The 15,058-nt window shown below is 70.1% G+C and carries 7 protein-coding genes and 2 pseudogenes; 5 read left to right on the top strand and 4 right to left on the bottom strand.

What is annotated here, in order from left to right; all coding sequences use genetic code 11:
* Nucleotides 1-315 precede the first annotated feature (315 nt).
* Nucleotides 316-2,781, top strand: a complete 2,466-nt coding sequence (locus AS594_RS38435; RefSeq protein WP_069936123.1) for a hypothetical protein — start codon at nucleotides 316-318, stop codon at nucleotides 2,779-2,781.
* Between the two features lie 541 nt (nucleotides 2,782-3,322).
* Here AS594_RS38435 and AS594_RS48260 read toward each other — a convergent pair.
* From AS594_RS48260 to AS594_RS46990, 4 genes and pseudogenes are all read right to left on the bottom strand, one after another.
* Complete coding sequence (locus tag AS594_RS48260; RefSeq protein WP_420877926.1) at nucleotides 3,323-3,529, bottom strand: hypothetical protein; 207 nt, start codon at nucleotides 3,527-3,529, stop codon at nucleotides 3,323-3,325.
* 226 nt (nucleotides 3,530-3,755) lie between these two features.
* Nucleotides 3,756-4,606, bottom strand: a pseudogene (locus AS594_RS38430) (IS5 family transposase).
* Nucleotides 4,607-5,148: 542 nt separating this feature from the next.
* A complete protein-coding gene (locus tag AS594_RS44200; protein ID WP_141746945.1) occupies nucleotides 5,149-5,448 on the bottom strand; it encodes a hypothetical protein in 300 nt (99 codons plus the stop codon).
* Nucleotides 5,449-5,590: 142 nt separating this feature from the next.
* A pseudogene (locus tag AS594_RS46990) lies at nucleotides 5,591-5,991 on the bottom strand (hypothetical protein); the annotation flags it as partial.
* A 358-nt stretch (nucleotides 5,992-6,349) separates the two neighbouring features.
* On the opposite strand from AS594_RS46990, the gene AS594_RS38425 reads away from it, so the two are divergent.
* From AS594_RS38425 to AS594_RS38410, 4 genes are read left to right on the top strand one after another with little or no spacing between them, the layout of a single operon-like run.
* On the top strand, nucleotides 6,350-7,915 hold the full coding sequence (locus tag AS594_RS38425; RefSeq protein WP_069934131.1) for a TIGR02677 family protein: 1,566 nt from the start codon (nucleotides 6,350-6,352) through the stop codon (nucleotides 7,913-7,915).
* Nucleotides 7,912-9,144, top strand: a complete 1,233-nt coding sequence (locus AS594_RS38420; protein WP_069931213.1) for a TIGR02678 family protein — start codon at nucleotides 7,912-7,914, stop codon at nucleotides 9,142-9,144. The genes AS594_RS38425 and AS594_RS38420 overlap by 4 nt, the downstream gene beginning before the upstream one ends.
* Complete coding sequence (locus AS594_RS38415; protein ID WP_069934130.1) at nucleotides 9,141-13,256, top strand: TIGR02680 family protein; 4,116 nt, start codon at nucleotides 9,141-9,143, stop codon at nucleotides 13,254-13,256. The genes AS594_RS38420 and AS594_RS38415 overlap by 4 nt, the downstream gene beginning before the upstream one ends.
* Entirely contained in the window at nucleotides 13,247-14,506 is a 1,260-nt protein-coding gene (locus AS594_RS38410; protein WP_240509368.1) for a TIGR02679 family protein, read from the top strand. Before AS594_RS38415 ends, AS594_RS38410 begins: the two co-directional genes overlap by 10 nt.
* Nucleotides 14,507-15,058: the final 552 nt, after the last annotated feature.

The raw sequence follows: 15,058 nt of genomic DNA, 5'->3' as shown, positions 1-15,058 counted from the left end.
GCGCGACCTAGGCCTCTTCCAACCGCATCACGGCTAGCGCCCGGCTTCCCTGCTTCCCCAAGCGGGCCGGGTGGCGATGAAGCACGCCCTATTCCTCCTCGACTGGAGCAGATCATAGCTACCCGTACGAGGGCTGGCTCAGTCATGCCTGAAACAGGCCGGAGCCATCCGCCCAATACGTCACATTTTCGTACATCCTTTCCGCAGCCCGCCCTGCCTACCGCTCCCCGGCCTCGCAAGCTAAGGGAAACGTCAGCACAGGCAGGTCCAGTCCCCGACGGCGCCCCGAGCCACCCCTTGAAACTCGGCCGAGGCATGCGCATGCGACTCCTGGCGGCCGTACGGACCCTGCTGGCGGACCAGTCGCTGGCCGGCCTGTCAGATGCAGCCCGGCTCAGCGCGTTGGTCCTGGCCGCGAAGAGCAGCCACCAGTCCTGTCGCACAGCGATCCGCACCCGCGAGCTCGGCCGCTGGATCGGTATGTCGGAGTCAACCGTCGCTCACGACGTCCTGCCACGCTTCCGGGCGTCCGGCTCCGTGAAGTACCGGGCCACGACGTCGGAGTCCGGACAGACCACAGGGCTGCAGTGCGTTGTCATGCCGATGTGGCACGCACGCCAATCCGGCGATGCGGCGCACCCCTTGGCGCTGAGCAAGCGGGAGCTCGTCACGCTGCTAAGGCTCATCGAGGCGCTGTTCGCCCCCGGCTGGGGCGCGGCAGCGACTCCTGCCGGCCTGCTGGCCGGGCAGCAGGGAAAGGGAGCAGCGACGGACCGGCTCGCGTTGTTGCTGTTGGTCCTGCGCACAGGTTCGGACGGTCGGGTACGGATGGTCGGCGGGACAGTGCCGAAGGGCCGGGGCAGAGCGGCGGCAACGGTGGCGCAACTGCTGGGCTGCTCGATCCCTGGTGGAGGCAAGGTGTTGACCCGTCTGCGGGCCCACGGTGTGGTGGAGAGCGTCCGTGTTCAGGCGAGGTCGGGACTGCTGGGGAAAAGCAGGCTGGTGGTTCCCGCTGTCGCGGCCGCGCACGCCAAGTCACTTGCCGCGGGGAAGAGCACGACTGACGACAAGTCAAGAGCGGTAGCCATGACACAAGAGCTGGGCGAGTCTTCCACCGTGGGTGATCGCAGGCCCAATGGAGTGCAGCAGGAGGCCGTTGGTGGGGGAGATGTGCCGGGCGTCCAGCACCCCGCTACCGCATTCGGTGATCTTGGGAAGAGCTGGAAGAGTGACGCCCTTGGGACACCTGCTGAACGAGAAGTTCGGTGCACGGCCGCCCTAGAGATTGCAGACCGCCCCGGTGCCGCGCCCCTTCACACCCACCACCCTTCCGGTGATGATCTCTGGGGTGATGGTGCGGATAGTGGTTGCTTTTCCGGCGTAGCCGCTGGGGCCAGCGGTAGTCGGCCGGTACGCGCGGGCGCGCGTGAGAAGGCCCCGCTGCAAAACCTGCCCACACGGGCTGGAGCGCGGACCGCTGAACGTGCGGGTGGCCCGCTCCGCGGGGAAAAGCAGAACCTTCCCTCTGCTCTCCCCGAACACGACAGCTGCCAGGAAGCCTCTCGCCATGTGCTGAGCGCCTGGGCAGCCAAGTCAGGAGATGCTCCGCAGGTATGGGCGTCGTTGCCCAGGAGCCTCGAAGGAGTGCTCGCACCGGTCGAAACAGTCTGGGGCCGCCTGAACCGCATGGGCGCACGCCATCGGGTGACCGCAGCAGTCCACGCCGAGCTCGCTCAGCTGCGAGGCACCTTCGGGCCGGATTCTGCCGAGAAGATCCTCACCAACCGCTTGCGGCGTCGCGTGGCATCCCAGGGCTACGTGCCTGTCAGGGATCCGGCCAGCTGGCTCATCAGAAAAGCCTTGCCTCGTCGCTCGGCGTGCTACGACGCCCGGTGCGACGACGGAAGGCGAATGGATACAGGCACCGAGTGCACCGCGTGCCAGCTGTTGCACGCCGACCGGCGCACGCTGCGCCACCAGGTTGCTGCCCAGCTCGCCACGGAAGCGGCTACGGTCCCGCCGCAGCAGCGGAAAAAGGCCTTCGAGACCCGGCTGCGCGAGCAGTTCCTCCTGGAGAGCTCGCGCAGGGCTCTTCGAAACGAGCGGGCAGCCGTCGAACGTTCCGCTCGCGAAGCCGCAGTCGCTGAGTACCGGGCACAGCGGGAGGCTGCCGAGGCGGCGCGCCGGATGTTGCCCTGTGCGGGATGTGGTCGTGCCGAGGTTGGTGGGCTGTGCCAGAGCTGCACCAACACCCAAGCCACCGAACGGCTGATCGCTGAAGCGGTCGACACCGCGGCTGTGGCGTGGGCCGCACCGGACGATCCGGCAGGGCAGCATAAGGCTGCCGTCCGTGCTGAAGCAGAGATCCGAGCCGAGATCGAGCACGTGGTGACCAAGTGCCGGGCCCAGGGCGGGTTCAAGGAAACCACCACACTGATCGGCAAGCTCACGGCCGAGGCGGCGGTGGACAAGTACCGTCACGCCGCGTTGGAATTGCTTTCCCATTCCGCTGAGGCCGAGGCCGAAGCCAGGGAAGCACAGGAGGCTGAGCTGCGCCGACGTCACCTGCACTCCTCGGCAGAAGCGGCCCGGGCCGCGGCGAAGGAGGCCGCTCAGACAGCCCGCTGGCGCACGGCCCAGCACCTTCTCAGCGACGGGACATCTAAGGTCCGTGCCCAGCGGCCGGCGCCCACAGTCACGGACGAACCGGACCCCTACCGGATGGCAGCCGCGCGCGTGCGGGCCGCACTGAACCGCCCGAGGAACGAGGCCTTGGTATGAGCCCACCGGATCCAGGTTCCACGCAGCAGCCGCTCAGGGGAGCCCGGGCAGCCGTGACTCCGCCAGCTGGCGGCAGTAAGGACGACGCCGGACGGGGCCATCAGCGCTTGCCCGCCTGCCATTCACGGCTGGCCTCGGTGGCAACGACGGGGGCTGGGGGAGCCGCCGGGGACCGTGCGGATGCCTGCGGTGTGCCTTTTCAGTTGGACGTGCCCTGCATTGGCCCCACTCGATGGCGGCCACGTTTTCGGTCATCAGGCGGGCGGCCGCGTTGTGGAGCAGGGAGGTACTGCCTTGAAGACAGTTCCTCCCTGGAGAAAGGGCAAGCTCTCGGCCGTCACGATCAGCTGATCCCGGGCGTCAGGCCCTTGCTGCGCTGGCCAGGCTTTTACTGCGGAAACCGACTTGGACAGGTGTTCATCCAAGATGCGTGCAACCGAGAGGTACTCAGCCCAGCCCTCTCGCAACGGAAGGTTCGAAGACCACCTGATCGCAGGTCGCGCTGGCAAAGTCGTGGTTGTTGACGACACGGATCCCTGGTCTACCGCCTCCCGCGAGGGTTCAGAAGGGCAGCGGTTCGGTGTCCAATGACTGGGCATATCCCAGGGCCCACTGCCCGGGGGACGGTCGCACAGTTCGCCTCCAGGTCAGCCGGGTCCGGCCCGAACGTGCAGCCAGCTGTGGCGTGCTCAGTAAATGCCAGAGACGGCAGGCCCAGTTCGACCGCGCGCACGCAGGTCTGCTCCATCGAGCCGGCCAGTGCATCCCATGACCACTGGCTGTGGACGTGGCTGTCTGGTGGGAGCAAGAGCCGATCCTCTCGATGGAAGCGGCGCCCGGGAAGCACCGCTGTTTAAGGGGACGCGCCGGCCGATGGTGCAGTTCCTGCTGACGGAGCCGCTAAGTCTTCGTTCGACACGGCTGTGAGACCTCCGCCAACGGCCGGGCCCGAACTCACTCGAGAACGGTTGAGGTCACCGGATGCGGGCGCTTGGGGGGCGGGTGTCCCAACGGTAGAGCGCCCGGGCGCGTCGGATCAGGCAGCGGAGGGTGATGATGGCGCTGGCCAGAGCGATGAAGAACTTGGCCGGGGCTGTGCGTCGCTCGGTGCAGCGGCGGAGTTTGCCGAAGTTGTTCATCCAGGAGTTCGTGCGCTCGACCACCCAGCGTCCACCGGCCTGGATCGAGGTCTTCGCGCCGCGCTCGGCGATCTGACCGGTGATCCCTCTGGTCTGCTGGTCTTGGTGGACCATGCTGTAGTCGTAGCCGGCGTCCAGAATCAGCCGAGGGTGCTCGGGCAGTGGCCCAGGGCTGCTTCCAGGCCGTCGAAGTGGTCGAGGGTGGCAGGCAGAAGTGTGTGGTCGCGAGTGTTGGCCGGTGCTGGATCGGTGACCAGCGGTATGCCGTACCCGTCCGGGAGCTGCGAGCGTTTGATGCCCAGTTTGGCCCGGTCGACGGGACTGCTCCCGGCGCACTCCCCACCGGACGGCGCCTTGGTGATGCAGCCGTCGGCGGACAGCTGGTCGAGTTCAAGGCCGATCATGCGGTCGTAGCAGGCGAGTACGAGTAGGCGCAGGGTCTCCATCACGCCGGAGGCGATCCATTCATCGCGGCGGCGGCGCAGGGTCGTGGCGGAGCACAGGTGGTCGGCCACCCGCTCGTACCCGCAGCCGAAGACCAGGACCTGCACCAGGCGGTCGAAGACCACCGCGTCACTGATGCGCGGATTGTGGCACCCCCACGGATGCCGGTCTTCACGCGCGGGCAGCAGCGCAAGGAACTGGTCACGGATCGGGTGGAGAACGCATGATGGGACGGCAGGCACGGATCCCCGATGATCATGAAGCGTAAAGAACTTCATGATCTGGCGAGCCGCCCTGCCCTGCTATCGCCGCCGGGTTCGGCACCTACTGGCGGAGGCCCTAACACGCGTGCCGTCTGATCACCTGCGCAAGGACGGCGCTGGACCACGTATGAGCAACTGGCGGCAACCCGCCGACGCTTGCGCTCAATCCCGTGCGTCGCCCGTACCTGCAAGTGGAGTTCCTAACGTCGTACTCATGACGACAGGAGCCCGCCCCTTGGGGGCCACCGATGCGGGTCCGCCCAGCACCTGGTGCCACTGGCACCAGGTGCTGTCAATGACCGCTGTCCTTATCAACGTTCTCGAACAGTCCTCCGGTCCGGGCTACGGCTGGTACGCAGGCGCCCCATGCTGCGGCAACCCGCGTGGCGGACTCAGGCCGCATGGGTTGCCGGCGCCCGCTTGGCGTGGTTGGCATCTGACGATGCATCATTACGAGCCCTGTCGACGCTCCACAACATCAAGGGTGTGCCGGGCGCCGGTCAGAGCTCCGCACCATTCGCTCAGCCGAGCAGCCTGCGAAGTAGGCCTCCGGCTGCGCCTTCGTCAGGACTCTCTGCGGCCGGAATCTCGGCTTGGTCGGAAACGCCCCCGATTCGATTCACCCCGGAGTTGTTCCTCCAGTTTTGTTCCGGCAACGAGCTCGGCATTTCCTGTCCGACATGCCCTGGCTGGTCATTCCCGGACGCGGATTGAACGATGCTGCCTCTGATCTCTTCGTCTTCGGCGGTGGCTGGGCCAGTGCTGCCGAGGACTGCCGCAGCAGCCATGGCGGTTACGGTCAGGAGCTTGCGGATGCGCATGCGGGGCGTTCTCCGTTCGAGCACGGAACATTGGACAGGCCCATATCACCATCAATTGTGAAATCAAAACCCAATGCGCCCATCTGTGGGCGAGGCGTCCCGTAAAGCAAGTCGCGTCGCGGCCGTGGTTCGCGGGGGGTCATCAACAGCAGCCGTCTTCCCTCGTCGCCGGCGACCGCTTCGATACGGCAGAAGCAGGACGCGTTGATCGGTAGGTCCCCCATGGCGGAAGCGAGCTTCAGTTGCTGGGCCACGATCTGCGCTTCCGCCCTCTTGCCCAGGCGCAGGAGACACTCGTGGAATCTGTGCAGTGCCCATACGTTGCCCGGGTGTCGCGAAGGACGCGGCAGCGTGTCGTCGAGGCCCAAGTCCGCCCCGTGGACGGCCTCTGTTCCACACGTCCCTGTTCGAGAAGCAGGGTGCCGTATGCGTGCCGTGTGGGCTGCATCTACCCCCCGGCTCGTCGTAGGGAAGGTTGTTGTCGAGTGTGAGCGATCGCTCCAGTGCGGGCAAGGCGGCGCCGTGGTTCCACTTGCGGTAGTCGGCGACTTCGCGCTCACCGGTGTGTCGTCGTGGCTGCGCGGGGTCTTCGCCGCGCTGCCGGCCGGGCCTGGGGCAAGGTGGCGCTGCTGGGCCTGGGCGATCTCACCGCGAAACTCGGCGACCTACCGATCATCTGCGACCTGATCCCCGACCTCGACTTCGGTCTGTCCGGCATCACGCTGGCCTCGTCCTCGGCCGCCTCCACTGGTCGGGGTCGTCGACGGGGGGACGGGGCGGCTCGTGGTCGCCTGGTTGATGTGGACGATAGGAACCACATCGATCCGGCCACTTCGGCGGGAATTGGACAGGTGCGTTCGTCCATGCCGGTAGCTGCCCCGGGTGCGGGACAATGGGGACGATGACCGTCACCACCTCGGCCGATCCAGCTTCTGAGCCGGACGGATTCGGCCCCTTCGCCCACCTCACCGTGCCGAACACCCCGCTCTACCGCCAGGTGATGCAGGTGTTTCTCGTGGCCAAGGAGCGGTTCGCGGTCCATCTGCGCCCCGAGGAGGTGCATGCCGCACTTCCGGCGGACACCCGCCCCGCCGAGCCGGAAGCGGTCGTCGCCGCTCTCGACAGGCTCGTCGTCTGGGGCAATCTGCGGGCCGATCCGGACAATGCGCGGGTCACAGCCGTCGAGGACTTCTACCGGAAACGGTTCATCTATCAGCTCACGCGCGAGGGGGAGGCGGCCGAGGCGGCGCTCTCCGCCTACGACGAGGCGCTCGGCCGTCGTGGCGCTCTTCAGGCTGTCGCGCTGCACGACATCGTCACCCAGCTGCGCGCACTACTCGTCTTGGCCGTCGAGGACGAACCCGACCCGGCCAAGACACACCTGACGCTCGACGCCTTGGCCAGCCGCTTCGCCGCGCTGGCCGACAACGCCCGGGCCTTCATGGGCTCGCTCCAGAGGACCATGGACCTGCACGACGTCGAGGACGAGGTCTTCCTCGCGTACAAGGACCGGCTCATCCAGTATCTGGAGCGTTTCATCCAGGACCTGATCACGCTGGGCGGACGGATCGCCCGGCTGATCCTTGAACTGGAGGAAGGCGGCAGGGTGGACCTGCTGCTCAAGGCCGCCGCCCGACGCGAGGCCGCCGATGCCTCGCCGGAGGAGACCGCCGACGCCGAGCGGGAGGTGTACGAGCGCTGGGCCGCGCGTTGGCAAGGGCTCGGCGTGTGGTTCATCAGCAGGGACGGGCGCGAGTCCCAGGCCCGGCTCCTGCGCGGCCGGGCCCTGGGGGCGATTCCGCAGCTCCTGGCAGTGGTCCGGGCGCTGAACGAGCGCCGTGCCGGGCGCTCGGACCGGTCCGCCGACTTCCGGACCTTGGCCCGCTGGTTCGCCGAGGCACCCGACGATGACGCCCGGCACCGGCTGTGGCGAACGGCTTTCGGTCTCTATCCGGCCCGGCACCTCACCGTTGACGCCGGCACTCTCGCCGCCCGGGCGGCAAAGGCCGTCCCCGCCGCCACCCCTTGGTCCGGGGCGGAGCCATTGCGGATCAGCCCCCAACTGCGCCGCACCGGGAGTTACGAGCGGCGCGGCAAGCCCCGCAAGGTCGAGGACCGGGAAGCGAGGCGGCGCGCTCTCGTTGAGGCAGCCGCCAAACAAGCTGCGGAGACCGCCGCCGCCCGCGTCCGGCTCGTCACCGACGGCGTCACCCGCCTGTCCGATCTCGGCGAGCTCGACCCTGCATCCTTCGGCCTGTTCCTCCAACTTCTCGGCGACGCGCTGGCCACATGGCGTCCAGGGATGAGACACACCGTGGCCACCAGCAACGACGGCTCCATGGAGATCCGGCTCACCGCGCTCGCCGACGGCACCACTGCGCAGGTCCGTACGCTCGACGGAGTCTTCAGCGGCCCGGACCACCGTATCGAGATCGTCGACCTGACGGACGGAGCCCCCGACCGATGACGGCCCCCCTCGCCGAGGTGCTGGACGGCCAGCACGCCGCCGACCTGCGCAAGGCAGCGCGCGCCCTGCTGAAACACCCCCTTCTCCTCGCGCGCGGCCGCTACGCCGACGAATTCCGCCTCGCCCGCCGACACGCTCCCGAACTCCGCGAGTGGTTCGATCGCAACACCGGCTGGTCCCTCCAGGTGGACGCCGAGACGGCACGGCTGCGCAAGATCCCCGGCGTCCTCACCGACCCCACTCACCCGGCTCGCGAGGCGAGCCGCCGTACCGCCCCCTTCACCCGTCGCCGCTACGTTCTGCTCTGCCTCGCGCTCGCCGCCCTCGAACGCGGCGAGGCCCAGGTCGCCCTCGGGCGCCTTGCCGACCAGATCGTCCTCGATGCCGCTGATCCCCGACTCACCGCGACGGGCATCGAGTTCGCCCTGGACCGCCGCGATGAGCGCCTCGACCTCGCCGCCGTCGTACGGCTCCTGCTCGACCTCGGCGTACTGCGTCGGGTGGCGGGCGAGGAAGAGGCGTATGTCGCCGGGGCGGGCGACGTCCTGTACGACGTCGAACGCCGGGTCCTCGCCGGACTTCTGGCCTCCCGCCGCGGCCCCTCCACCGTCCATGCCGAAACCCTCGACGACCGCCTCGCCGAGCTCGTCGCCGAAACTGCTCTGGACAGCGACGAACTGCGCTTCCGCGCGATGCGGCACTCGCTCACCCGTCGGCTGCTCGACGACCCGGTGGTGTACTACGACGACCTGACCGACGCAGAACTCGGCTACCTCACGCGGCAGCGCGGCTTCCTCACCGCCCGGATCAACGAGTTGACCGGACTGATCGCCGAGGTGCGGGCCGAAGGGATCGCCATGGTCGACCCTGACGACGACCTCACCGACCTCCGGATGCCCGAACAGGGCACCCACGGCCACGTCACACTGCTGCTCGCCGAGCACCTGGCCGGCGCCCACGGACCCGTCACCCTCGACGAGCTTGCCCTCCGAGTCCGTGAACTCGCTTCCCAGCACGGCGGCTTCTGGTCGAAGTCCGCCCGGGAGCCGGGCATGGAGACCGAGCTCGTCGAACAGGCCGTCGCCCGGCTCACCGCGCTCGGCCTGGTCTCCCGTGCCCCGCACGCGGTCGCGGCCCGCCCCGCCCTCGCCCGGTACGCGGTCGGCGAGACCGTCATCCGCGAACCCGGCTCCGCCCCCGTGCCTCCGCAGCGAAAGGCCACCTCGTGACCCGCCTCCCCACCCCGCTGCGTTCCCGCTGGCAGCCGCTGCGCGTCGGGCTCGTCGACCTGTTCCACTACGACGTGGAGGAGTTCCGCTTCCGCGACGGGCGCCTGCTGCTGCGTGGTAACAACGGCACTGGCAAGTCCAAGGTACTCGCCCTGACGCTGCCGTTCCTGCTCGATGGCGACCTCAGCCCGCGCCGTGTCGAACCCGACGGCGACCCGGGCAAGCGGATGGAGTGGAACCTGCTCCTCGGCGGCGAGCACCCGCACTCCGAACGGCTCGGCTACACCTGGATCGAGTTCGGCAGACTCGACGACACGACTGGCGAGCAGCACTTCCGTACGCTGCTGTGTGGGCTCAAGGCCGTCAGCGGGCGTGGCATCGCCCGCCACTGGTACGCCGTCACCCGCCAGCGCGTCGACCACGGGTCCACCGAACGCACGGAGGAGACCTTCCGGCTGCTCGACGCCACCGGCACGGCTCTGTCCCGGGACCGCCTCGCCGAGGCCGTCCTTGGGCACGGCATGGTGTACGACCAGGCCAAGACGTACCGCAGAGCGGTCGACGAAGCACTCTTCGGCCTAGGCGAGCAGCGGTACGCCGCCCTGGTCGACCTGCTCATCCAGCTGCGCCAGCCCCAGTTGTCCAAGCGGCCCAATGAGGCGGCCCTCTCCCGTGCCCTCACCGAGGCGTTGCCACCCATGGACCAGGCCGTCATCGCCGACGTGGCCGAGGCGTTCCGTTCCTTGGACGAGGAGAAAGACGAACTGGCTGCCGCGTCCGCCGCCGAGCGGGCCGCCTCCGCCTTCCTGGAGCACTACCGGCGGTACGCCCGGATCGCCTCCCGGCGCCGCGCCCGGCTTCCGCGCGCCGAGCACTCCCGATACGAGCGCGTGCAACGAGATCTGGCCGAGGCGCAGGAGCAGCGCACCCGCGCCGAGGCGAAGCGAGCGGCAGCCGAGGAGGAGATCGGCTCCCTTGCCGAGACCGGGGAGCGACTGCGGGCCCAGGAGAAGGCCCTGCGCGAGGCGCCCGAGATGCGCGACGCGCGGGAACTGGAGCACGCCGCGCTGGCCGTGACGCGAACGACGCAGGCGGCGGACCGGGCGCGGGGGGACCGGGAACAGGCGGCCGCCTTCCACACCAAGGCGCTCGGGAGGCTCGGCACCGCCGAGAACCGCCTCCGTGCCACGCGGCTCCGGGTCGAGGAGACCCTTGCCCACGCGCGGGAGCAGGCAGCCGCCGCACGCGTCGCCCTGCCCGCGGACGACCTGCTGCCCGAGCCCGAACGGCGCCGCGCCGTCGAGGACGCCGCGGCCCGCGCCCAGCGATCCCTCGCCCACACCGAGGGCCTCCTCGAAACCTCCGAACTGGCCGCAGCCGCGCACCGCCGGGAGTCCGGCCGTCTCGACGAGGCAGAGACCGACCTCGCGCTGGCCGCTGAAACGCAGGGCGAGGCGGAGGAGAGTGCGGCGCGGGCAGGCCGGGCCCTGCTGGACGACGTACGCCAACGTGCCCGCGCCTGGAAGGAGCTGGCCTTCTCCGATGAGACCGGCCTCCTGGACGAACTCCAGGAATGGACCCGGCACCTCAACGGCCCCTACCCGGCGCGGGTCCATGCAACCCGGGCGCACACCGCCCGCTCGGCGGACCTCGCCGACCAGACGGCCGAAGCCGCCCGCAGGACCTCGGAACTGGCAGCCCGCACCGACGAGGCACGGCGGGAGCTCGCCGCACTGGAAGCCGGCGACGGACGCGAGCCCCAGCCCCCGGCGACACGCACCCTCGGCCTTCGCGCACAGCTGCCGGGCGCGCCGCTCTGGCGCGTGATCAATTTCCGTGACGAACTGCCCGAACCAGAGCGCGCCGGGCTCGAAGCGGCACTCGAAGCCTCCGGCCTCCTCGACGCCTGGGTGCTGCCCGACGGCTCTGCCCTCGCCGTGGACGGCCACGAAGTCCTGCTCTCCCCGTCGAACGGACCGGTGAGCGGCCCCTCACTGGCAGACGTATTGTGCCCGGCCGTGGACCACGGTGACGGACAGGCCGCTGCCCTGGACGAGACGACGGTGACCCGACTGCTCGCCGCCATCGGCCTCGATGGCGGGGGAGAAGCCGAGACCTGGGTGGCACCCGACGGACGCTTTCGGGTCGGCGCACTCACCGGCACGTGGGCCAAGGCCGCAGCCACGTACATCGGCGAGGGCGCGCGCGAGGCGGCGCGCCGGGCCCGCATCGCCGTGCTCGGCATCGAACTCGCCTCCCTGCGCGAGGAGTCGGAGACGCTCGCGGCTCGGTCCGAGAGGATCGCGGTACGCCGTCGCACGCTCGACCGCGAGCTGGCTGACGTCCCCGACGAGTCGCCGCTCACCCGGGCACACGCGCTCGTGAGCGCCGCCTCCGAGACCGTACGCAAGGCCCGCGCACGGTACGAGGGGCGTGCTGCCGAGGTCACCGCAGCAGTCGGGCACGCCGAGAGGGCCGCCGCCGAACTCGCCGAGACCGCCGCTGATCTGGGGCTGCCCGCCGACCGGGCCGGACTCGCCGCCGTACGTCACGCCCTCGGCTCCCTCGCTACCGCGCTGGCCGCCCTGTGGCCCGCGCTACGCGAGCAAGGCGAGGCCGTACGACAGGTGGACGAGGAGCGTGCCGAGGCGGCCGAGGCGGAGCAGCGGGTCATCGACCTTGCCCAGCGCGCCGAAGACGCGGCGCGCGAGGCGGCGGCGGCCGACGAGCGCCACCGGACCCTGCGCTCCACCGTCGGCGCCGCCGTCGCCGAACTCGAACGGCGACTCGCCGAGACCGCCCATGCCCAGCGGATCTGCGAGACCGACCAGAAGAACGCCCGACGGCGTCACACCGAGGCGGACCGGGAGGCCAGCAGGGCTGAGGGGCGGATCGAGCAGCTGGAGAGAGACCTTGCCGAAGCCGTCGACGCGCGTGCGCAGGCCATTGCCGCGCTCCAGCGCTTCACGGCCACCGGCCTGGTCGCCGTCGCGTTGCCCGAGCTCGCGGTCCCCGCCTCGGACGACGAACCCTGGGCCGCCACCCCGGCGATCGCGCTCGCCCGCGCCATCGACTCCGGCCTGTCGGCCACCGACGACACAGATGCCGCCTGGGACCGCGTACAGCGCCGGCTCAGCGAGGAACTCAAGACCCTGCAGGACACCCTGTCCCGGCACGGGCACAGCGCCACCGCCCGCATGGTCGAGGACGGCATGGTCGTCGACATCGTCTACCAGGGCCGCGAGCGGGCCGTACCCGAACTCGCCGATGCGCTCGCCATGGAGGTCGGAGAGCTCACCCGCATCCTGTCCGCGCACGAACGCGAGATTCTCGAAACCCACCTGATCACCGAGGTCGCCGGCACGCTCCAGGAACTCATCGGCGCCGCCGAACGGCAGGTGCGGGACATGAACACCGAACTGGAGGACCGCCCCACCTCCACCGGCATGAAACTTCGTCTGGTGTGGCGGGCCTCGCGCAAGGCGCCGCCCGGACTCGCTCAGGCCCGTGACCGGCTGCGCCAGTCCGCCGACGCCTGGACGGCCGAGGACCGCACAGCGGTCGGCGAGTTCCTCCAGGCCCAGATCGCCCGTCAGCAGTCCGACGACGGCTCACGCAGCAGGCTCGAACACCTCACCGCAGCGCTCGACTACCGCTCCTGGCACGAGTTCGGTGTCGAACGCCACCAGCACGGGCGCTGGGTCCCGGCCACCGGCCCCGCCTCCGGCGGCGAACGCGTCCTCGCCGTGTCCGTACCGCTGTTCGCCGCCGCCTCCGCGCATTACGCGAGCGCGGGCAGCCCATACGCGCCCCGCCTGGTCACCCTCGACGAGGCGTTCGCCGGCGTAGACGACGACTCCCGGGCCAAGTGCCTCGGTCTGCTGAGCGCCTTCGACCTCGATGTGGTCATGACGAGCGAACGGGAGTGGGCCTGCTACCCGCAGGTACCGGGCATCGCCATCGCCCAGCTGTCCCGGATCGACGAGGTAGCGGCGGTCCTCGTCACCCGCTGGGAATGGGACGGTACGCGACGGCAGCGCCGCGAGGACCCCGTACGGCACGCGCCCCAGGACATGCCCGGCGTAGAGGAGCCCGAGCCGCTGTGGAACTGACCCACGGTCCTGAGCCCGAGACCGGGGCGATCGACAGCCCGCGACTCGCCCGACTGCTCGGCACACCGGACCTCGCCTGGCTCGTCGAACGAGCGCGCCGACGTCTGGTTACCGGTCAGCCCCTGACCGGTTCCGTGTCTCTGGGCGATCCCACTCCGGCCCAGCGGGCGGCGGTCGAACGACTTCTCGCCCGAGCCCCCGGCGGCGGCGGGTCTTTGACGGTACGGCTCGACGCGGTCGACGCCGTACTGCGCCGCTCGGGCGCCAGCCCTGACGGGCTCGCCGCCGCCGTCGAGGCGCTCATCGGCCCCGTCACCCCCCTCGCCCAGGCCCGGTACGAGGAGGAGGCCGCATGGGAGCGGGCGCACGACCCCCTTGGCGAGCTCACCGCGTCGGTTCCTCCGCTGGCGGCCTGGGCAGCCCGGGTACGGGCCGATGGCCTCGCGCGACGCCTGGGTCGTGCCCCCGACACCACGCGCAGCCTGCTTGCCGGGGCGTGCGCCGCTCTGCGCGCACTTCCTGCCGATCCGGCCGTCTCGCTGCCTGCCTTCGCCGCCCGGGTCCTCGGCTCGGCCCATGCCCTGGACGACGGCACACCGCTGGCCACGCTCACGCTGTCCGGGGCCCGCGCGCTGACAGGCTTTCCCGATGGCCAGGGCGCCGAATGGCGACGCGAGGCGTGGGCCTCGGCGGGACTGTTGCGGGACGACCTGTCCTCGACCGTCCTGACCCTGAATCTGCGCGGCACTCCGTCGTTGGACCGGATGGCCGAAGAGGGCGAACCATTCGTGCTGACCCTCCGCCAGCTCACCCGCCGACCGCCAGTCAATACCCCTCCCATGGTCTGGATGTGCGAGAACCCGACCGTCCTCGCGGCGGCGGCCGACGCCCTCGGACCCGCGTGCCCGCCCCTGGTCTGTCTCCAGGGGCAGCCCTCCGTAGCCGCCCTCACACTGCTCCGAGGGCTGCACGAGCACGGAGCGGCTCTGCACTTCCACGGTGACTTCGACTGGGGCGGGCTCCGGATCGCCGGCGTCCTTCACCGCCACGTCCCGTGGCGGCCCTGGCGCTACAAGGCTGCGGACTACCGCGCCGCCGTGACCCGTAACGCCTCACCCCCGCTGTCACCGCTCGTCGGCACCCCGACGGAGACCCCCTGGGAACCCGCGCTCGCGGCGGCCGTCGCGGAACTCGGCGTACGCGTCGAGGAGGAAAGGGAGCTGCAGCTGTTGTTGTCCGACCTCGCGTGAGGTGGACGGGCACTCGGGGACAGGCGTTGCCCGGCCCCGGCGTGGCGTTGCGAAGCAGATCGCCTCCACCGCTGAACCGGCAGGCATCTTACTGGCCGCAGCCCACCAGCAGGTCGAATATCCCCCCGTGTGGCTTACCGGACCGGGCATGGACAGCGGGGCGGATCGCCTCAGCCGGAGTGGGCGCCGGGCGTAACACCAGTCCCAAGGGTTACCGAGCGTCTGCTTCCCGGGGGAACCACGTTTATATGCGCGAGCATGCAGCCTCGCATCGACCTAGCCGGGACCACTGACGCGCCCGCCCGGGCCCGTGAGGCCGCCACCCGCTGCCTGTCCCGCCGAACGCCTCCGCCGGCAGCCACACAGCCGCACAACCACCGACGCGGTGCTGGTCGTGGTCAGCGAACTGGTCACTGATGCCGTTCGCCACGGCCCCGGTTGTGCACACTGCGGCTGACCCCGCACGAAGAGGGTGTGCTGATCGAGGTCAGAGACACGAGCCTCGTCCTCCCGAGCCTGCGCGCGCCGGATGTCACTGGGGCGACCGGGCGG

This window comes from Streptomyces agglomeratus (genome assembly GCF_001746415.1).
GTDB classification, from domain to species: Bacteria; Actinomycetota; Actinomycetes; order Streptomycetales; family Streptomycetaceae; genus Streptomyces; species Streptomyces agglomeratus.
This window is presented reverse-complemented; position numbering and strand designations above follow the sequence as displayed.